Genomic DNA, 19,202 nt, shown 5'->3' on the forward strand with positions numbered 1-19,202 from the left:
GCCTGGTGCGGTCACTGCTCGCGGCTCAGGGCACGATGCTGAAGTGAATGGCCTGGCCCAGGCCGTCGACCATCAGGCTGCCGTGAAACTTCACCCGCGACACCACACGTAGGCTTTTGAGCTCTTCGTGTATGCGGTCGCGAATCTGCTTTTCGGCTTCATCGATACGGGCTGCCGTGGTGCCTTGGTAAAGCTGGACCACGCCTAACAGGGTGGTTTCGATGTGTTCCATGGTGTCCCAGCCGATTTTGCGCAAGTGCAGCCGGGCGCGGGCGGCCTCGTCGTCATCGCCGTCATGCCGTGGATTAATGGTGTAGGCAAGTTGAAAGTGGTGCTTGGTCATTGTCGCTTTCCTTGTTGCGGGCAGGCCTCCGTGCCGGGCTTTGCAGTCTAGCGGCAGGCAGACGCCGCTGAAAACACACGCGTGGTTCAACACGCTGACGGCATCATGTGAAAAGTCCTACAGTGCGCTTGACCTCAAGATAACTCGAGGTCTGATATTCGGCGGCACTTTCTCCGTGAGAGTATTCACCAGGGAAACACTCTGTTGTATATCGGTAGCTGCAGGGCCGATATAACAACAGTAACCCTCTCAGAGGTGACCCCACCATGAGCACCGGCACCACCACGCTTACCGACCGCAAGGCCAGGGCCTGGCTCTGGCCCGCACTGTTCAGCCTGGTGGCTTTTGCTGCCAATTCGGTGTTTTGCCGGTTGGCACTGCGGGACGGGGCTATCGACCCCGTATCGTTCACGGTGGTGCGCCTGGCCAGTGGTGCGCTGTTCCTCATGCTGCTAATAAGGCTGCGCAAGCCCGCAGTCCCCCAGGGCGGCAGCTGGAGAGGCGGCCTGGCGCTGTTCCTTTATGCATTCCTGTTTTCTGCGGCGTACCTGCAACTGGGCGCTGGCGCAGGTGCGTTGCTGTTGTTCGGCGCCGTGCAGATCACTATGTTTGGTTTTGCCGCGTACAAAGGCGAGCGCATCACCCCGCGGATGCTGCTGGGCATGCTGATCGCCTTCGCCGGCCTGTTGCTGCTGTTGTTGCCCGGTGCAGAGGCGCCACCCTTGACCAGCGCCTTGCTGATGGCCGCCTCGGGCGTGGCGTGGGGTGTGTATTCGCTGTTGGGCAAAGGCTCACCCAGACCGCTGGCGGATACCGCCGGCAACTTTGCCCGCAGCCTGCCATGCCTGGTGCTACTGGCACCCGTGCTATGGGTCGGTGGTGGCACGCAGTTGACCGCACCGGGTTTACTGTATGCGCTTGCCTCGGGCGTGCTGGCCTCGGGGGCAGGTTATGCGGTGTGGTACGGCGTGGTCAGGCAGGTCAGCGCACAACAGGCGGCAACGATGCAGCTCAGTGTGCCGGTGATTGCCGCAGTGGGCGGCGTTTGCCTGATTGGTGAACCGCTGTCGATTCGCTTGCTGCTGGCGTGTGTCGTGGTGCTGGGCGGTATCGCGCTGGCGCTGGCAACGCGCCGTTAAAAGAAGCTGCGCTGCGCCTTGAGCGTGACTACGCTTTCGCAATACGTGTTGATCCCCGAATACGCATCACAACCGCCGCCACTGAGGTTGGAGTTGCTGTAGATCAGGTTCAGGTCGATGCCCAGCCAAGGCCGCGACAGTTCCAGCGACCAGTCGGAAAAGGCATTCACCTGGCTGCCATCGCCAATGGTGAACGGCGTGCCCAAACGGTGATGGGCGAGTTTGACGGTGAGGTCGACGTCGAACAGCGGCAATTGGCCGAAGTCGGCGAAGAGGGTGCCGGTGCGGTTGTCGGGGTTGTCGCGCAGTGCCCCGCCAAAGCGGCTGCCCAGCACCGACACGCCGCCATACAGCGCGTAACTGTCGGGGCCTGCGACAGTGGGCTGGCTGTAATGAATCAAACCCACCTCGTAACCCAGGCTGCTGTCAAAGTGATGCTTGTAGCCCAGGTAGCTGTCCAACCGCAGGGTGGAGTTCGGGGTGACACCCATGCTCGGGGCGTATTGGCCCAGGTACCAGCCACTGCGGTGGCTGAGGTCGAGGCCACCATGGAATGCGCCGATGGCGCTGGGCGAAATCAGCCCTTGGGCCATGCTGCGGGAGGGTGTGGTGCCTAGCGTGAAGTCGATGTCGCCCAGTTCGCGTTTCATTTGCTGGGCCAGCAGCAGGGGGCTGAAGAGCAGTGCAGCACTCAGCAACAGAAGGGGCCTGGTCATGGTCTCCGTCCTGGAAGGCTTGCGGTTGAGCGGTAAAGGATACCTGCGCAGGCGGGAGGAGGGAACCGTTGGCTATCCCTTTCAGCCTTTGGTCGAAGGGGCAGCGTCGGCGGCTTCAGTGACCACAGGCAGGTCGTTGGCACGCTGGATCACCCGCCGTTGCTGCTCATAGTCGTCCAGCGACAGGCCACGGCGCTGCAAGGCTTCCAGTTGCAGTTGGCGGGTTTCTTCGGCGCTGTACGGGCGCAGTTCGGGGTGGCTGGCACAGCCGCTCACAAAGGCGACGGCAAAAACGGCAAGGGACGTGAGCAGCAAGCGGGCCAGGGTATTCATCGGGGTAGCTCCAGGGGCCGGGGTCGTGGGCGGCGGCTCGATGGAGCAAGGTTATTCGGCAACGTCGTTGGGTAGAAATTGCCGTTCTCGATAGTGACTATCGACGGATCCTGAGGGGCCGGGAGGGCGTGATGGAGCAAGACGAGCAACCGCGTAAATGGGGTGTGCTGGAGCCGATCGACCGCATTACCGAAGTCATTTTCGGTCTGTTGATGGCGATGACCTTCATCGGCTCGCTGAGCGTTGCCACAGCAGGGCGCGAAGATGCCCGGCTGATGCTGATTGCGGCGTTCGGCTGCAACCTGGCGTGGGGGTTGGCCGATGCGGTCATCTACCTGCTGCGCACGTGGACCGAGCGCACGCGCAGCCGTACCTTGCTGGCCCGCCTGCAGGCCGGTGATGACAGCCAGGGGCGCAGGTTGATTGCCGATGCGCTGCCGGCGCGTATCAGCCTGGCATTGGATGAAGATGGGTTGGACGTGCTGCGGGTCCGGTTGTTACGTGATGCCAACCGCCCGGTACCCGTACGTTTGGGCCTGGATGACTTCAAGGCTGCCCTGGCCACCTTTCTGCTGGTAGTAGTGGCGACATTCCCGGTGGTCATCCCCTTCCTGCTGATAGACGTCACTGCCACGGCCATCCGCGTGTCGCATCTGGTCGCCCTGGGCATGCTCTACCTCGCAGGCTGTTTGCTGGCGCGCTATTCCGGTGGCCGCATGCAATTGACCGGCGTGATCCTAGCGGCGGTTGGGGCGTTGCTGATCCTGGCAATCATTGCCCTGGGCGGTTGAACCGTACGTCAAATGTTTGCGCTGTGGCGTCTGGCCAAAAACGTGGCCATTGCTACCCTTAACCCACGCGGTCTGACCTCATGGGGATTAGCGATGCGCATGCCATTGATTGCCGTCCTTTCGGCGGTGCTGTGCCTGAGCGCTGCACCCGGCCGGGTGCTGGCAGAAGATGTACCCGCGCCGGACCCGGCCCCACAAGCCGACACGCTCGCGGCCAAGGAGGCGGTGTTCACCCAGGAGCAACTGGACCAGATGCTCGCGCCCATCGCGCTGTACCCCGACGCGTTGCTGGCCCAGGTGCTGATGGCCGCCACCTACCCGGGGCAGGTGAGTGAAGCCGTGACCTGGTCCAAGGCCAACCCCAAGGCCTCTGGCGACGATGCGGTCAAGCAGGTGGCGAAACAGCCCTGGGACCCGAGCGTGCAGGCGTTGGTGGCCTTCCCGCAGTTGCTGGCGACCCTGGGCCAGGACCCCGTGTGGGTACAACGCCTGGGCGATGCTTTCCTAGCGCAACCCGATGATGTCATGGCCGGCGTGCAGCGCTTGCGTCATCAAGCGCAGGCGGCCGGCAACCTGCAGAGCAACCAGTACCAGAACGTGACCGTGCAGGCGGCTCCGGCGGCAGCGCCGGCTTCCAGCGGTGGTAGCAGCAAGCAGGCGGCCCCGGCCAGCAGCCCGCCCACCACCATCATTATCGAGCCGGCCGACCCGCAAGTGGTGTACGTGCCCAGCTACAACCCGACCACCACCTACGGCACCTGGGCCTACCCGGCCTCGCCGCCGGTGTACTACCCGCCACCGCCGATGTACTACGCCGGTTCCGCGCTGGTGGCGGGCCTGGCCTTCGGTACGGGTGTGGCGATTGTCAGTTCGCTGTGGGGCGACTGTGACTGGGGCAACAATGACATCGACATCGACGTCAACCGCTACAACAACATCAACGGCAACAACCGCATCACCAACAACCAGAACAAATGGCAGCACAACGCCGCGAACCGCGAGGGTGTGCCTTACCGCGATGCCCGCAGCCGCCAGCAGTATGGCCGCCAGCTGGACGGCGCCACCCAGCGTACCGCGTTCCGTGGCGACGACGCCCAGCGTGCCCAGGCACGCAACAAAGCCAGGGCTTCGATGGACCGTGCTGGCATCGAGCGGCCGGCCACCAGCAACCGCCAGGCCCGCCAGCAGGTGCGCGAGGCGCAGGCGGGCAATTCGGTCGGCAATCGCATGCAATCGCGTAACGACGCGGCACGGCCAGCCGACCGCCGACAGGACACACGTAATACCCAAGGCCGGCAGCAGAACAACCAGGTGAACTCACGCAGACAAGGCGAAGGCCAGGCGCGGCAAGGGGCGCAGAACCGCCCCGCCAATACCGCAGGCCGGGCGCGTAACAATGCCTTCGACGGCGTGCGCTCGCCGTCGCGCACCAGCGCGCAGGCCAGCCGCGGCCGTACCAGTCAGTCGTTCGCCCAGCGGCCGAACGCATCGCGTGCCGCCGGGCACCAGATCTCCCGGCCCAGTGCGCCTGCACGCCGCGGGGGAGGTGGCCGTCGATGAACCGTCCATTACTCGGGGCATTGCTGCTCACTGCAGGCCTGGCCTGGTCATCCCTGGCCGCTGCGCAAGACGCTTTTCCGACACCGGAGAAGGCCGTGGAGGCCTTCGTCGCGGCGCTGGGCCAGGAGCAACCTGATGAAGCTCGTCTGGCCCAGTTGTTGGGCGATGATTGGCGTACCTATATCCCGCGCGGGGGGGTGCAACGCAGCGATGTGGACACGTTCCTGGAGCAGTATCGCGCGCAGCACAGCATCGACATGACGGCCCAGGGCAAGGCCATACTGGCGGTGGGCAGTGATCACTGGACGTTGCCTATACCCCTGAGCAAAAGCAGCCAGGGCTGGCGTTTCGACCTCAAGGCCGGCAGTGCCGAAATCCGCGCCCGGCGCATTGGCCGCAACGAACTGGGCGCCGTGCAGTCGATGCTGGCGTACCACGACGCGCAGATGGACTACGCCTCACAAGACCGCAACGGCAATGGTGCGCTGGAATACGCGCAGAAAATTTTCAGCGAGCCTGGCAAGCATGACGGCCTGTACTGGGACGATGAAGGTGATGGGCAGGTCAGCCCGCTGGGGCCGCTGTTCGGCCAGGATGTGGTGGGTGACGACTGGTATGGCTACCACTTCCGCATCCTCGATGCGCAAGGCCCGTCGGCTCCCGGTGGCGCTTACAGCTACCTGATTGGCAACCAGATGAGCCGCGGCTTTGCCCTGATCGCCTGGCCAGCGAAGTATGACGACACAGGGGTGATGAGCTTCATGATCAGCCATGACGGCCAGGTCTTCGAGAAAGACCTCGGGCCACACGGGGACAGGCTGGCCAAGGAGATGAAGCGCTTCGACCCGGATGACAGCTGGAAAGAGGTCGATACCACGGCGATCGAGTGAGCACGGCGCATCCCTGCGCTGCCGCCTTCAGTGTGCGCGCGCTGCGCGCACCTCGCGGGCGGTACACCCATAGCGCTGGCGAAAGGCCCGGGTGAACTGCGCCTGGTCGGTAAAACCCCAGCGAAACGCCAGTTGGCCGATAGACAGATGGCAGTGCGGATCGCGCAGTTGGCGATGCACTGCCTCCAGGCGCTGTTGGCGCACCCATTCGCCCAGGGTATAGGGCGTGATCGAGAACAGCTTGTGCAGGTAGCGCAATGACAGGCCGCAGGCCGTGGCGACGGCTTGCGGTGACAGGTCGGGGTCGCCGAGGTTTTGCAGCACGTAGTGCTCGACACGGGTCAGGTGCAACGTGCTGAGGTTGGAGCCTTCACTGCCCAGCACCCGTTCGTCCTGCTGCAAGGCCAGCAGCAGGGTCGCACTGGCCTGCTCCAGCAACAGGTGGCGGGCGGCTGCGGGGCTGGCGTCGAAGTGGCGCGCGCAGAGGTCCAGTTGCTCGACAAAGATGCGCCCAAGGCCTTGGCTGGCGTCGAAGCAGTGGCGGGTGTAGCGCTTGTGCCCAAGCAAGTTGGCCTTGAGCGCGCGTTCAGGCAGTTTCAGCACCCATAGGTCGTTCTCGGCTCGGTAATGGAAGCGGTAAGGCGCATCGCCGCGCTCGACGATGAAACCGCCCGGGCGGCAGCTCACTGGGTGGCCATCCTGCTCGAAGTGCACCTCGCTGCGGCTGGGCACGGTGACCAGGTAGAACGCGTCAGTGTCCTGGCCGATGTGCGCCTTGCTGCGGGAATAGCCAAGCTGGCTGGAGCGCAGGCGTGACAGGCTCAGCGGCGTGCTGGGGGTGCTCCAGCGCTGCAGGTGGCCATTGAAGGGTTGCTCGGCGGCAAATTCCAGGCTCAAGGGGAAGTAGGTGTCGCTGATGGCTTCGGCCCAGCGTGCCTGGCGTTCGGGTTGCGGCCAGCCGTGGGTCGACAGTTCTGTGGGCATGGGTTGTCCTTTTTCAAAGAGGGCAGCATTGAAAAAAGGAACTGCAGGCAAGCTACTCAAGCAGCTCTTGTTATTGTGCAAAAACGCCCGGCAGCGCAACGCTGCCGGGCGGGTGTCACGCCCATGATCGGCGCGTGCCGACCCTTTGATCAAGCCCCGCGTGTCACCCGGTACGTGGCCGAAGGTTCCAGGCAGGCCTGCCAGCCTGGCGGCACGACGATGTTGGTGGTGTCCTCCTCGATCACACAGGGGCCTTGCACCGTGTGCCCGGGCAGCAGGTGGTTACCGTTGAACACCGGGGTGTGCTGCCACTCGCCGTCGGCACTGAACAGCATCGGGCGCTCGCCCGCCGGGATTGCAGCAGGTGGCTGGGCCGGCCCCTGCAGTTCTGGCTGCGGTGGGCGCGGCAGGTGACCGATCACCGAGCACTCCAGGTTGACCAGTTCTACCGGGCTGTCGGGCTCACTGTACGAGTACAGCGTCTGGTGGCGAGCGTGGAAGGACTCGATCAACGCTGCCAGCCCGTCACTGTCCAGGCTGTGGCGCTCCAGCTCCACGCTGCACTCATGGATCTGCCCGCTATAGCGCATTTCCAGTGTGTAGTGACAGCTGCTGGCCTGGTCGCCGAAGCCGTCTTCACGCAGGTTCGCCAAGCCTTGCTGGCGCAGTTCGGCCAGGGCCTGGTTGAGCTGCGCGAGGTCGGCGTGTTCGGCGTCCAGGCGCATCGACAGGCTGGTGAGCTGGTCGTAGCGCACATCCGAAAGGATCTGGCCGAAGGCGCACAAACCAGAGGCCACCTTGGGGATCAACACGGTGTGCATGCCAATTTCTTCGGCCAGGCGCACCACGTGCATACCCGCTGCGCCACCCGCGCCGATCAGGGCGAAGTCGCGCGGGTCGTGGCCGCGTTCGATGGAGACACGGCGGATGCCGTTGACCATGTTCAGGTTGACCAGGGTGGTAATGCCAAACGCGGCGCGCTCAACACTGATGCCCAGCGGTTCGGCGATCTTGCTGCGGATGGCCTCCAGCGCAGCCTGGCGATTGAGCGTGATACTGCCGCCCAGCAACGCACGGTCCGGCAGGTAGCCCAGGGCCAGGTTGGCGTCGGTCACGGTGGGTTCACTGCCGCCTTTGCCGTAGCACACCGGGCCAGGCTTGGCGCCCGCACTACGGGGCCCGACCTGCAGCATGCCGAACTCGTCGAGGTGCGCGATGGAGCCACCGCCGGCACCCAGTGTCTCCACCTGGATCATCGGCACGCCGATGCGCTGGCGCAGGAAGTCCACATCCTTGCTGAAGTTGGTGCGTCCGGCATTGGTCAGGGTGATGTCGAACGAGGTGCCCCCCATGTCCACGGTGATGACGTTGTCGATGCCAAACGGGCGGGCGACCGAGAGCCCCGCCTGAGGCGCCGAAGCCGGGCCGGAGTTGATGGCATTGACCGCGCGTTCACGCATCAGGTGGCCGGGCGCCAGGCCACCGTTGGACTGGAAGTAGCGCACCGGTTGCTGGGCGCCCAACTCCTCGAACAGGCTGTCGATACGCGCCACGTAGCGCGCCATCACCGGGCTCAGGTAGGCGTTGACCACGGTGGTGGAGGTGCGGGTGTATTCGCGGATTTGCGGGAACACTTCAACGCCTGTGCAAACGAACACCCCGGGCAGCGCTGCCCTGACCAGCTCGGCGGCACGCTGCTCATGGCTGGGGTTGCGCACCGACCAGAGGAAGGAAATGGCCACCGCTTCCACGCCTTCGGCACGGAAGTAGTCGATAGCCTCATGCACCGCGCGCTCGTCCAGCGGGCTGTGCTCGCGGCCATCGCCGAGGATCCGGCCACCGATCGGGCGCCGCAGGTGACGCGGGGCGAGCATGTGCGCCGGCGGGTAGTGGGCGTCATAGCGATGGCCCTCTTCCTTGTGGCCCAGGCGGATTTCCAGGCTGTCTTCGTGGCCCTCGGTGCACAGCAAGCCGACCTTGACCCCGGTGCGCTCGATCAGAGCGTTGAGGGCGACCGTGGTGCCGTTGATGCACAGGTCGCAGTTGGCGATGATCTCGGCCGGCGTGTGGCCGGTGGCGTCGGCGATTTGCGCCAGGCCCGCGCGGATGGCCAGGGTGCCGTCCTGTGGCGTGGAAGGGGCTTTGAACAGCTGCACGCCGCCATCGCGGTCAGCCAGGATGAAATCGGTGAAGGTGCCGCCGGCGTCGATGCCCAGGCGATATTGATTGCGCATGATGGGTCTCCGGTCAGTGCAGGTCGCGGGCAAGGCGGGTGGCGGTTTCGTCGAGGTGGCCGTCAGCATCGACGACCACGCCGTATTCCAGGGCGGCGCCCTGGGGCGAGACCAAGCCGTTGCGCAGGTCTTGCAGCACGGCGGCTACCGGGCGGCGCAGGGGGTCGCCATAACCGCCGCCCCCCGGGTTGATGTTGATGATCCGCTCGCCGGGCTGGAGGGTGAGCATGGGGTTCTGGGTGTAGTGGTCTTCCGAGCCATCGGCGTGCCGGTGGATCAGGCGGCCGAGTTTGGGCTCCAGCAGGGCATTGCGGGCCCCGGCGGCGCCGGCGGTGGGCAGTTGGCGGCCCTCGCCGAAGCCGACCACGGTCATCGCGTGTTGCAGGGGCTCGATCTCCAGGCGGGTGCCGGAGCCGCCGCGAAATTCACCGGCGCCGCCACTGTCGGCCATCAGGCTGTAGCGGTGGATGAGTATCGGGTAGGCGTGCTCCAGCAGCTCGATGTCACCGCTCATCAAGGCGCCGAAGCAGCACAGCGGCCCACAGGCATGCCAGCCATCCATGACTTTGTTGGCCCCCGCGCCGGCAATGATCGAGGCCAGGACCATGGTCACGTACTCGCTGTTGCCGTTGCGTGGGTCGTGGCCGGCGATGTTGATGCCGCTGGTATGCCCCCAGGAGGCCGTGACCCGCTGCGGCGAGGCTTGCTCCAGTGCCGTGCGCACGGCATCGGCCAAGGTTTCCATTGGGGTGGTGGTGCAGTTGACGTGAGGCGCCGGTTCCTGGGCGTTGCACAGTGTGCCCTTGGCGCCGACATCGACCGTGACGCAGCGATACAGGCCTTCGTTGTAGGGCGGTGCGACCTGGGCGAACATCATCAGGCCAAGGTACACACCCGACACCGAGTTGCCCTCGTAGGAGTTGATGAAGTAGGGCACCTGCGGCGGGCTTTCGATACGCACATGAGCTTGCTCGCCGCGTATCTCGACATGCGCGGTGATGGCCAGTTCGCCCAGGCCGTGGCCGGCGTCTTCGAGCACGGCGGTGCCGCTGTAGTGGCCGTCCGGCACGTCACGCAGCAAGGCGCGCATGTGGCGGTCGGCCATGTTCTTCAGCTCGGCGATGCAGGCACGCACTTGCTCCACGCCGTACTTGTCGAGCAAGTCGAGCAGGTGCCGCTCACCGACTTTGCAGGCGCCGTACTGGGCGTTGAGGTCGCCCTCTTGATAGGGGCGGGCGCGCATGTTGGTGAGCATGAAGTTGATCACGTCTTCGCGGCGTTTGCCCTTTTCCCACAGCTTCACGGGCGGGATGCGCAGGCCTTCGGCGTAGATTTCCTTGGCGTCTGGGTTGTAGCCGGCCGGTACCGGGCCGCCGATGTCGGTCAGGTGGCCCTTGCACACGGTCCAGAACACCAGTTCGCCCTGGTAGTACACCGGCTTGTACATGCAGCAGTCGAGGATGTGGCTGCCCTTGTACGCCGGGTCGTTGTGGTAGATCACGTCACCTTCGGCGATATCGTCACCGAAAAACTCGGCCACGCACTTCATGGCGGGGATCAGTGAACCCAGGTGGATGGGGATATCCTGGCCTTGCAGGATCATTTCGGGGAGGTGGTCGAACAACGAGTTCGAGTAATCATGGGCCAGGTTGAACACACTGGAGCGGCCGGTCTTTTCCAACGTCAAGGTCATTTCGCGCTGCGCTGTTTCCAGCGCACCCCGGACCACCGCAAGGGTGATCGGATCTACTGTTTTCATAGGTCACCAACGTTTGTTCTTGTGCTTTTGGGTGCGTGCCGCAGTGATCGGCGCGTGGTGACAGGCTACGGGGCGAGCGGGGTGGCTGACTTGTCGGTGGGTGTACTGCTTGTTGCGCTTGGGTGCACTGGCCTCTTCGCAGCGCAAGGCTGCTCCTACACGCCCAGCAACCGCTGCACCAGCCATTGCCCGGCTGGGCCGAGGGCGCGGCGGCGGGACCAGGCGATGTCCATGTCGACGCGGCGCGGATAACCGGCCACCTGCAATTCCACCAAGTCGCTGCCAAAGCGTGTGACCAGGGCCTTGGGCAGTTCTGCCCAGCCAAAGCCACGGGCGGCGAACTCCAGCAAGGTCAGGTAGTCCGGCGCCGACCAGGCCTGGCCGCGGTCGTGGTGCAAGCTGGGGGCGTAGGTCTTGATGTACAGCTGGCGTACGGTCTCCAGGTGCTGGCGCTGCACCGTGCGCAGCGCCGCCAGCGGGTGCTCGGCGCTCACGTACACACAAAACTCCGCCTGCTCAGGCAGGCGCGCTACGGCGACATCGGCGGGGTACTGGCGCTGCGCGGCAAGAATGCCGATCTGGGCCATGTCCTGCTGCACCAACTCGATCACGTCAGCGTCTTCCGAGGGCCCACAGCGCAGCTCGGTATGCGGGTAGCTGTGTGCGAAGCCGGTCATGACCGCGCTTTGGAAGGTGACGCTGTAGCTGTCCGACATCACCACCGAGACCAACGCTTCAACGTGCTCAGCCAGCCTCAGTGACAAGGCGTCGAGCCCGGCACTGGCGTCGAGGATCGCTTCGACATGGGGCAATACCTGGCGCCCGGCAGCATTGAGCGTAGGGTGGCGCCCGCCGCGGTCGAACAGGGGGCAGCCGATATCCGCCTCGAAATTGGCTATCGCAATGCTGACGGTGGACTGGCTTTTCTTCAGTTTACGGGCCGCCGCAGAGAACGAGCCCAGCGAGGCGGCTTCGACAAAGGCAAGCAAAGCTTCAGGTGAGTAGCGCATAGGTATTGATAAAACCGATAGGAGCTATGTCGCGAGTATCTGTTCCATCAAAGAAAATAGGAAGCACGTCTCAATCAAATGATGGAATTCAAGATGAAAAAGGTCTCGTTCACCGAACGCATGGTCCATGCCGTAGGTTATGAAGTATTCGCTGTACTGTTGTGCGCACCGCTGTTGTCCTGGGTGCTGGGCAAGTCGTTGGCAACGGCCGGGGGGCTGGCGGTGACCCTGTCGGTGATCGCCATGGCCTGGAACGTGGCCTACAACGCACTGATCGACCGCATCGTGCAGACCGAACGGGTTGCCTGGAAGCCTTGGACGCGTGTCGCCCATGGCCTGGGCTTCGAGGCAGGCCTGGTGGTGTGGTGCCTGCCCGTGGCGGCCTGGATGCTGGATATTTCGCTGCTTCAGGCGTTCATGGTCGAGCTGGGCTTCTTCGTGATCATCCTGCCCTACACCGTGCTGTACAACTGGGCGTTCGACAAAGCCCGGCACTATGTGGTCCAGCGCCAGGCCGCCGCCTAACGGCCTACTCCCCGCGCCCGATGCCCTCGGCATGCATGATCTGCGCGATGATCGGCACGGGGGTCATCAGGTGCGAGTGCATCATGGCGCTGGCGCGCTTGGCGTCGCGGGCCAGAATCGCCTCCACCAACGCTGCGTGCTCCTGGCGCTTGAGTTCAAGGGCCTGCTCGGAAAACACCGTTTGCGTCAGCCACAGATGCCGATAACGCTCGGCCTGGTCGAACAGGTAGGTGCGTGCCTGCAGCAAGTGCTTGGAGCCGCACCCGGAGGCGATGGCGGTGTGAAATGCCTTGTGCCGCTCATCCCAGACGTCCAGGCGCTGCTCGCGGGTTTTCACTTCCACCACTTTGGCCAAGGTATGCGAACAGGCCAGCACCGAGGCCTCCCAGGCGTCGTCGCCGCGTTCGATGGCCAGGCTGATGATCATGGCTTCCAGGTTGGCACGGGCATCGTAGATGTCGTTCATCTCCGCCAGTGACATGGGGGCGACACGGTAGCCCTTCTGGCTGATGGCATTCACCAGGTGCTCGGCCACCAACTGCGAGAGCGCCTCGCGCAGGGGCCCTACACCCAGTTCGTAGCGGTCTTTGAGGGTGCTCATCAAGAGCTTTTCCCCCGGCTTGAACACACCACGGATGATGTCCTTCTTGAGCCTCTCATACCCGCTGAATGCTGAATTTTGTCGGGGCGCGAGCGCTTCCAAGGTCCTGTTCCTCAAAACGTTTTGCCGATCATACCGAAACCACTGGCGGACGAAAAACAATGGACATATACGATGTTTGTCTTCGTTTTATAAAAATGTAGACATTTTTATTGAGTAGCGATATTTTTGCTTCGCCTGCACTGATCCAGATCACGTACTGGGCAGCGCCACTCACTTTTTCTGCCAGGACCTAGCCATGAACGCTTTTACGCAGATCGACGAACTTGTCATGCCGTTGCCACTCGAACCGCGGGGTTACACCATCGCCCCTTCGAAGCAGTCGCCGCGTCTGCTTGAACTGACCTTTGCCCGCGAGACCGTGGAGGCGTTCGTCAAGGCCGTGGCCGAGTGGCCGGTGCAGGCGTTGGAGTACAAGTCGTTCCTGCGTTTCCGGGTGGGCGAAATCCTTGATGAGCTGTGCGAAGGCACGCTGCGCCCGGTATTGCTGAACACCATCCTCGACCGCGCCAGCGGCGGCATGCTGATCACCCCGGTCGGGCTGGATGACGTGAGCCAGGCCGAGGACATGGTCAAGTTCACCACCGCCTGCGCCCACCTGATCGGTCGCTCCAACTACGACGCCATGAGCGGCCAGTACTACGCCCGCTTCGTGGTCGTGAACAGCGACAACTCCGACAGCTACCTGCGCCAGCCACACCGCGTCATGGAGCTGCACAACGACGGCACCTTCGTGAACCAGATCACCGACTACGTGCTGATGCTGAAGATCGACGAAAAGAACATGGAAGGTGGTAACTCGCTGCTGCTGCACCTGGACGACTGGGAGGACTGCGACGCATTCTTCCGCCACCCGATGGCGCGCCGCGAGATGCGCTGGACCGCGCCACCGAGCAAAAAAGTAGCCGAGGATGTGTTCCATTCGGTGTTCGATACCGATACCGAAGGCCGACCGACCATGCGCTACATCGACCAGTTCGTGCAGCCGGAAAACTTCGAGGAAGGTATCTGGCTGAACGCCTTGTCCGAGTCGCTGGAGGGCAGCGACAAGAAACTTTCCGTTCCGGTGGCGGTGGGCAGCTTCGTCTTGATCAATAATCTGTTCTGGCTCCACGGCCGCGACCGCTTCACCCCGCACGACGGCTTGCGCCGCGAGCTGATGCGCCAACGCGGCTATGTCGCCTTCCCCAAGCCGCTGTACCAGCGCGGCCAGTAAACACGGCGCGGGAGGTAACACTGTGTACGACTTCATCATCATCGGCGGTGGCATTGTGGGCATGTCCACTGCCATGCACCTGATCAAGGTGTACCCGGACGCCAAGATTCTCCTGTTGGAGAAAGAGTCCGGCCCGGCCCGCCACCAAACAGGGCACAACAGCGGCGTAATCCATGCCGGGGTGTACTACACCCCTGGCAGCCTCAAGGCGCGCTTCTGCCTGGAAGGCAACAAGGCGACCAAGGCCTTTTGCACCGAGCACGGCATCGCCTTCGATGAGTGTGGCAAGTTGCTGGTGGCCACCAACGACCTGGAAATGCAACGCATGAAGGCGTTGTGGGAGCGCACCGCGGCCAATGGCCTGGAGCGTGAATGGCTGTCTGCTGCCGAGCTGCATGAGCGCGAGCCCAACATCGTCGGCCTGGGCGGGATCTTTGTCCCCTCCAGCGGCATCGTCAATTACGCCGAGGTCACGGCGGCCATGGGCCGTCAGTTCCAGCGTGCCGGTGGCGAGATCCGCTACAGCGCCGAGGTGATCGGCCTGGAAGAACGTACCAACGAAGTGATCGTGCGTACCCGCAGCGATGAGTTCCACAGCCGCTTCCTGGTCACCTGCTCGGGGCTGATGGCCGACCGCGTGGTGAGCATGCTGGGCATCCAGACCAATTTCGTGATTTGCCCGTTCCGCGGTGAGTACTACTTGCTGCCCAAGCAGCACAACCAGATCGTCAACCACCTGATCTACCCGATTCCGGACCCGTCCATGCCGTTTCTAGGCGTGCACCTGACGCGGATGATCGACGGCACCGTGACCGTCGGGCCAAACGCGGTGCTGGCGATGAAGCGCGAAGGTTATCGCAAGTCCGACGTCAGCCTTGGCGACATGTTCCAGACCCTGACCACACCCGGCATCCTCAAGGTGCTGGCCAAGAACCTGCGGCCGGGCCTGATCGAGATGAAGAACTCGCTGTTCAAGGGCGGGTACCTCAAGCAGGTGCAGAAGTACTGCCCGAGCATCACCAAGGACGACCTCACGCCATACCCGGCGGGTGTGCGGGCACAGGCGGTGTCACGCGATGGCAAGCTCATCGACGACTTCCTCTTCGTCAACTCCGCGCGCAGCGTGAACGTGTGCAATGCGCCGTCGCCTGCCGCCACCTCTGCCATTCCGATCGGCGCCTACATCGTCGAGAAGGTCTGCGAACAAGTCAGTTGCCAAGGGGGCGGCTCGCTCAAGCCTGACCTGGCGGGCAAGCAGCGCGCTGCCGGCTGAGGCGGCAGCTAACCCCGGCGGATCTGCGTTTCGTTTTACTCAACCCGTCCTTGCCCTACTCACCATTTAGGGCAGGGCGGGCTTTTTCGCGCCCGCGTTCGCTAGCCATGCGTGCTGACGGCCTAGCGCGGGCATGACAAGAATAAGAAGGTAAGACCATGCAAACAGACAAGAACAATTTGAGTCATGGATTGAAATCGCGGCATGTCACCATGCTGTCCATTGCCGGGGTGATCGGCGCCGGCCTGTTCGTTGGTTCCGGGCGTGCCATCGCCGAGGCCGGGCCTGCCACTATCCTGGCCTATATCCTGGCCGGCGGGCTGGTGGTGCTGGTGATGCGCATGCTGGCGGAAATGGCAGTCGCTTCGCCGGACACCGGCTCGTTCTCCACCTATGCCGACCTTGCCATCGGCAAGTGGGCCGGCTACACCATCGGTTGGCTGTACTGGTGGTTCTGGGTGCTGATCATCCCCATCGAAGCCAACATTGCCGCCACCATCATCAACACTTACGTGCCGCAGATGGAGATCTGGGTATTGTCGTTGGTGATCACGCTGCTGTTGACCGCCACCAACCTGTTCAGCGTGAAAAACTACGGTGAGTTCGAGTTTTGGCTGGCGCTGGTGAAGGTCATTGCCATCGTCGCCTTCATCATTCTGGGTGCCTGTGCCATTTTCGGCCTGCTGCCCAGCTCCGGTGTCAGCGGTGTTTCGCGCCTGTGGGACACCGGTGGGTTCATGCCCAACGGCTTTGGCGCGGTCCTCAGCGCCATGCTGATCACCATGTTCTCGTTCCTTGGGGCCGAGGTAGTGACCATTGCCGCTGCAGAGTCCGACGAGGCAGGCAAGCACATCTCCAAGGCCACCAACTCGGTGATCTGGCGAATCACGCTGTTCTACATCCTTTCGATCTTCATCGTCATCGCGCTGGTGCCCTGGACCGACCCACGGCTGGCCACTGAAGGCTCGTATGTCACGGTGCTGGATACGCTCGGCGTGCCGCATGCCAAGGCCATCATCGACTTCGTCGTGCTGACCTCGGTGACCAGCTGCCTCAACTCGTCGTTGTACACCGCCTCACGCATGGTCTATTCGTTGAGCCGCCGGGGTGACGCGCCGGCCTGTGCCCAGGTGACCAGCCGCAGCGGTACGCCGATTGTCGCGGTGCTGTTGTCCACCGGGGCGGCGTTCTTGGCGGTGATCGCCAATTATCTGGTGCCGGCCAAGGTGTTCGGTTTCCTGATGGCCAGCTCCGGCGCCATTGCCTTGCTGGTTTATCTGGTTATCGCTATTTCCCAGCTGCGCCTGCGCAAGCGCCTGACCGCCCAGGGCAAGACGCTGAGCTACCGCATGTGGCTGTTCCCGTGGCTGACCTGGGGCGTGATCCTGTTCATCAGCAGCGTGCTGGTGCTGATGCTGTTCCGCCCGGATCATCGCCTCGAGGTGGTTTCGACAATGGTGCTGGCGGTGTTCGTGGTGTGCTCGGGGTTGTTGATCACGCGCCGACGGGCGCGGGTGGCGCAAGGCAGTGCTGTGGGGCAGGGCGCCTAGGCGCCCGAAACACCCCGAACAGACGAACGTTGCATCACAGACGAGCAAGATCCATCAGGCTGTGAGAGGATGACCGCCACCTCCACGGCTCGGCCACAGGACCCCAGAACTCAAGCCTGATGAAGACTCCAAAAAGAATCGAACCCCTGATCGAAGACGGCCTGGTCGACGAAGTACTGCGACCTTTGATGAGCGGCAAGGAAGCAGCCGTCTACGTAGTGCGTTGCGGTACCCAGGTGCGCTGCGCCAAGGTCTACAAAGAAGCCAACAAACGTAGCTTCCGCCAGGCCGCCGAGTACCAGGAAGGCCGTAAGGTCCGCAACAGCCGCCAGGCCCGGGCCATGGCCAAAGGCTCCAAGTACGGCCGTAAAGAGGCCGAGGATGCCTGGCAGAACGCCGAAGTGGCGGCCCTGTTCCGCCTGGCCAGTGCCGGTGTTCGGGTGCCAAAGCCTTATGATTTCCAGGATGGCGTACTGTTGATGGAGCTGGTGACGGACGCCGATGGCGATGCCGCGCCACGCCTGAACGACGTGCACCTGGAAGCCGACGAGGCCCGCGAGTTCCATGCATTCGTCGTCCGCCAGATCGTGTTGATGCTGTGCGCGGGGCTGGTGCATGGTGACTTGTCTGAGTTCAACGTGCTGCTTGGCCCGGAAGGCCCGGTGATCATCGACTTGCCGCAGGCGGTGGATGCGGCCGGTAACAACCATGCGTTCAGCATGTTGCAACGTGACGTGGGCAACATGGCGCTGTACTTCGGCCGCTTCGCCCCCGAGCTCAAAAGCACCCGTTACGCGCAGGAAATGTGGGCGTTGTACGAGGCCGGCGAGCTGAAACCGGACAGCCCGCTGACTGGCGAGTACGAGGAGGATGACGAGGCAGCCGATGTGGATGGCGTGTTGCGCGAAATCGACGCCGCACGGCTCGACGACGCCCGCCGCCGAGCGGCGCTGGCCGATGCCGAGCGCGGCCCGGTCAAGGGCGAAGAACCGCCACCGCCCTGGTTGCAGTAAACAGTCACCCACAGGTACAGCGCCGCTTTTACCCAAAGCGCTGTGCCTGATGGGCGCCAAACTCCCGCTATTACCCCCACCGCAAGACACAATCTCGTCATTCAGCCTTTTCACTGAAGCTCAACAGGCATATGGTGTACGCCGTCCATATTCCCTGGAGCTGTCATGTCCAACCGTTTTCCCTCCGTTCGTCCCCGCCGTCTGCGCCAGAACGAATCCCTGCGCTCGATCTTCCAGGAAACCGAGTTTCGCCTTGAAGACCTGATCCTGCCGATTTTCGTCGAAGAAGGCATTGACGATTTCGTGCCGATCACCAGCATGCCTGGCGTCAACCGCATCCCTGAAAAGCTGCTGGCGCAGGAAATCGAGCGCTACGCCCGCGCCGGCATCAAGTCGGTGATGACCTTTGGTGTCTCGCACCATCTGGACGAGGTTGGCAGTGACACCTGGAACGAGAACGGCCTGGTGGCGCGCATGGCGCGGATCTGCAAGGACACCGTGCCGGAAATGATCGTGATGTCCGACACCTGTTTCTGCGAATACACCAGCCACGGCCATTGCGGCGTGGTGCACGACCATGGCGTGGACAACGACGCCACCCTGGCCAACCTGGGCAAGCAGGCTGTGGTCGCAGCCGCAGCCGGTGCCGACTTCATCGCGCCATCGGCGGCGATGGACGGCCAAGTCCAGGCGATTCGCGGCGCCCTGGATGCCGCAGGCTTCCATGACACCGCCATCATGGCCTACTCGACCAAGTTTGCCTCGTCGCTCTATGGCCCCTTCCGCGAAGCGGGCGGCACAGCGCTCAAAGGCGACCGCAAGAGCTACCAGATGAACCCGATGAACCGCCGCGAAGCGGTGCGCGAATCGTTGCTCGACGAGCAGGAAGGGGCCGATGTGCTGATGGTCAAGCCGGCCGGCGCCTACCTGGACGTGATTGCCGACATCCGCGCGGCCTCGCGCCTGCCGCTGGCGGCGTATCAGGTCAGTGGCGAGTACGCGATGATCAAGTTCGGCGGCCTGGCCGGTGCCATCGACGAAGGGCGTGTGGTGCGTGAGAGTATCGGTGCCATCAAGCGCGCCGGTGCCGACCTGATCCTGACCTACTTCGCCATGGACCTGGCCCGCGAAGGCATCTGATCAGTAGAAGGTGTTCGCGGCCCTCCGAGGGCCGCGAATACCCACAGATGGCCTCTAGCCACAAA

18 protein-coding genes are annotated in these 19,202 nt (G+C 63.4%); 10 read left to right on the forward strand and 8 right to left on the reverse strand.

All coding sequences use genetic code 11. The features are described 5' to 3' along the window. Window positions 1-25: 25 nt before the first annotated feature. Window positions 26-343: a hypothetical protein gene (locus LOY53_RS11465; protein ID WP_258704030.1), complete on the reverse strand. Its 318-nt coding sequence runs from the start codon at window positions 341-343 to the stop codon at window positions 26-28. Window positions 344-609: 266 nt separating this feature from the next. On the opposite strand from LOY53_RS11465, the gene LOY53_RS11470 reads away from it, so the two are divergent. Beyond that, window positions 610-1,482 (forward strand): DMT family transporter, encoded by an 873-nt coding sequence (locus LOY53_RS11470; protein WP_258704031.1) that lies wholly within the window; start codon window positions 610-612, stop codon window positions 1,480-1,482. On the opposite strand, the gene LOY53_RS11475 is transcribed toward LOY53_RS11470, so the two are convergent. Further along, window positions 1,479-2,198, reverse strand: a complete 720-nt coding sequence (locus LOY53_RS11475; RefSeq protein ID WP_238213421.1) for a TorF family putative porin — start codon at window positions 2,196-2,198, stop codon at window positions 1,479-1,481. The genes LOY53_RS11470 and LOY53_RS11475 overlap by 4 nt on opposite strands. An 81-nt stretch (window positions 2,199-2,279) precedes the next feature. Beyond that, complete coding sequence (locus LOY53_RS11480) at window positions 2,280-2,531, reverse strand: hypothetical protein (protein WP_252823835.1); 252 nt, start codon at window positions 2,529-2,531, stop codon at window positions 2,280-2,282. Window positions 2,532-2,662: 131 nt separating this feature from the next. Here LOY53_RS11480 and LOY53_RS11485 point away from each other — a divergent pair, with 131 nt between their 5' ends. The 3 genes from LOY53_RS11485 (at window position 2,663) to LOY53_RS11495 (ending at window position 5,772) form a co-directional block, all read left to right on the forward strand. Further along, window positions 2,663-3,322 carry a hypothetical protein gene (locus tag LOY53_RS11485; protein WP_258704032.1) on the forward strand — a complete coding sequence of 220 codons (660 nt, stop codon included), beginning with the start codon at window positions 2,663-2,665 and terminating at the stop codon, window positions 3,320-3,322. A 93-nt stretch (window positions 3,323-3,415) separates the two neighbouring features. After that, window positions 3,416-4,882: a DUF3300 domain-containing protein gene (locus LOY53_RS11490; RefSeq protein WP_252823839.1), complete on the forward strand. Its 1,467-nt coding sequence runs from the start codon at window positions 3,416-3,418 to the stop codon at window positions 4,880-4,882. After that, window positions 4,879-5,772, forward strand: a complete 894-nt coding sequence (locus LOY53_RS11495) for a DUF2950 domain-containing protein (RefSeq protein ID WP_027593515.1) — start codon at window positions 4,879-4,881, stop codon at window positions 5,770-5,772. Before LOY53_RS11490 ends, LOY53_RS11495 begins: the two co-directional genes overlap by 4 nt. 27 nt (window positions 5,773-5,799) lie before the next feature. Here the strand turns inward: LOY53_RS11495 and LOY53_RS11500 are convergent, their stop codons facing one another. From LOY53_RS11500 to LOY53_RS11515, 4 genes are all read right to left on the reverse strand, one after another. Further along, a complete protein-coding gene (locus tag LOY53_RS11500) occupies window positions 5,800-6,756 on the reverse strand; it encodes a helix-turn-helix domain-containing protein (protein WP_252823842.1) in 957 nt (318 codons plus the stop codon). 149 nt (window positions 6,757-6,905) lie between these two features. After that, window positions 6,906-8,990 (reverse strand): hydantoinase/oxoprolinase family protein, encoded by a 2,085-nt coding sequence (locus LOY53_RS11505; protein ID WP_258704033.1) that lies wholly within the window; start codon window positions 8,988-8,990, stop codon window positions 6,906-6,908. A gap of 13 nt (window positions 8,991-9,003) precedes the next feature. Next, window positions 9,004-10,749 (reverse strand): hydantoinase B/oxoprolinase family protein, encoded by a 1,746-nt coding sequence (locus LOY53_RS11510; RefSeq protein ID WP_258704034.1) that lies wholly within the window; start codon window positions 10,747-10,749, stop codon window positions 9,004-9,006. 155 nt (window positions 10,750-10,904) lie between these two features. Continuing rightward, entirely contained in the window at window positions 10,905-11,759 is an 855-nt protein-coding gene (locus tag LOY53_RS11515) for a LysR family transcriptional regulator (protein WP_252823845.1), read from the reverse strand. 93 nt (window positions 11,760-11,852) lie between these two features. On the opposite strand from LOY53_RS11515, the gene LOY53_RS11520 reads away from it, so the two are divergent. Next, window positions 11,853-12,284 carry a multidrug/biocide efflux PACE transporter gene (locus tag LOY53_RS11520; protein ID WP_252823847.1) on the forward strand — a complete coding sequence of 144 codons (432 nt, stop codon included), beginning with the start codon at window positions 11,853-11,855 and terminating at the stop codon, window positions 12,282-12,284. A gap of 4 nt (window positions 12,285-12,288) precedes the next feature. Here the strand turns inward: LOY53_RS11520 and csiR are convergent, their stop codons facing one another. Beyond that, the gene (gene csiR / locus LOY53_RS11525; protein WP_027593509.1) at window positions 12,289-12,987 is read right to left on the reverse strand and encodes a DNA-binding transcriptional regulator CsiR; all 699 of its coding nucleotides are present in this window, start codon (window positions 12,985-12,987) and stop codon (window positions 12,289-12,291) included. A 196-nt stretch (window positions 12,988-13,183) separates the two neighbouring features. Here csiR and glaH point away from each other — a divergent pair, with 196 nt between their 5' ends. The 5 genes from glaH (at window position 13,184) to hemB (ending at window position 19,137) form a co-directional block, all read left to right on the forward strand. After that, window positions 13,184-14,161, forward strand: coding sequence for a glutarate dioxygenase GlaH (gene glaH, locus LOY53_RS11530; RefSeq protein WP_085272973.1), 978 nt, complete (start codon window positions 13,184-13,186; stop codon window positions 14,159-14,161). A 22-nt stretch (window positions 14,162-14,183) separates the two neighbouring features. Next, on the forward strand, window positions 14,184-15,434 hold the full coding sequence (gene lhgO, locus LOY53_RS11535; RefSeq protein WP_252823849.1) for an L-2-hydroxyglutarate oxidase: 1,251 nt from the start codon (window positions 14,184-14,186) through the stop codon (window positions 15,432-15,434). Between the two features lie 158 nt (window positions 15,435-15,592). Further along, window positions 15,593-16,984 (forward strand): GABA permease, encoded by a 1,392-nt coding sequence (gene gabP, locus LOY53_RS11540; RefSeq protein WP_027593506.1) that lies wholly within the window; start codon window positions 15,593-15,595, stop codon window positions 16,982-16,984. Window positions 16,985-17,103: 119 nt separating this feature from the next. Continuing rightward, the gene (locus LOY53_RS11545) at window positions 17,104-17,997 is read left to right on the forward strand and encodes a PA4780 family RIO1-like protein kinase (RefSeq protein ID WP_027593505.1); all 894 of its coding nucleotides are present in this window, start codon (window positions 17,104-17,106) and stop codon (window positions 17,995-17,997) included. A gap of 165 nt (window positions 17,998-18,162) precedes the next feature. Then, window positions 18,163-19,137, forward strand: coding sequence for a porphobilinogen synthase (hemB, locus tag LOY53_RS11550; RefSeq protein ID WP_027593504.1), 975 nt, complete (start codon window positions 18,163-18,165; stop codon window positions 19,135-19,137). Window positions 19,138-19,202: the final 65 nt, after the last annotated feature.

It is taken from the genome of Pseudomonas sp. B21-031 (assembly GCF_024748985.1).
GTDB classification, from domain to species: domain Bacteria; phylum Pseudomonadota; class Gammaproteobacteria; order Pseudomonadales; family Pseudomonadaceae; genus Aquipseudomonas; species Aquipseudomonas kermanshahensis.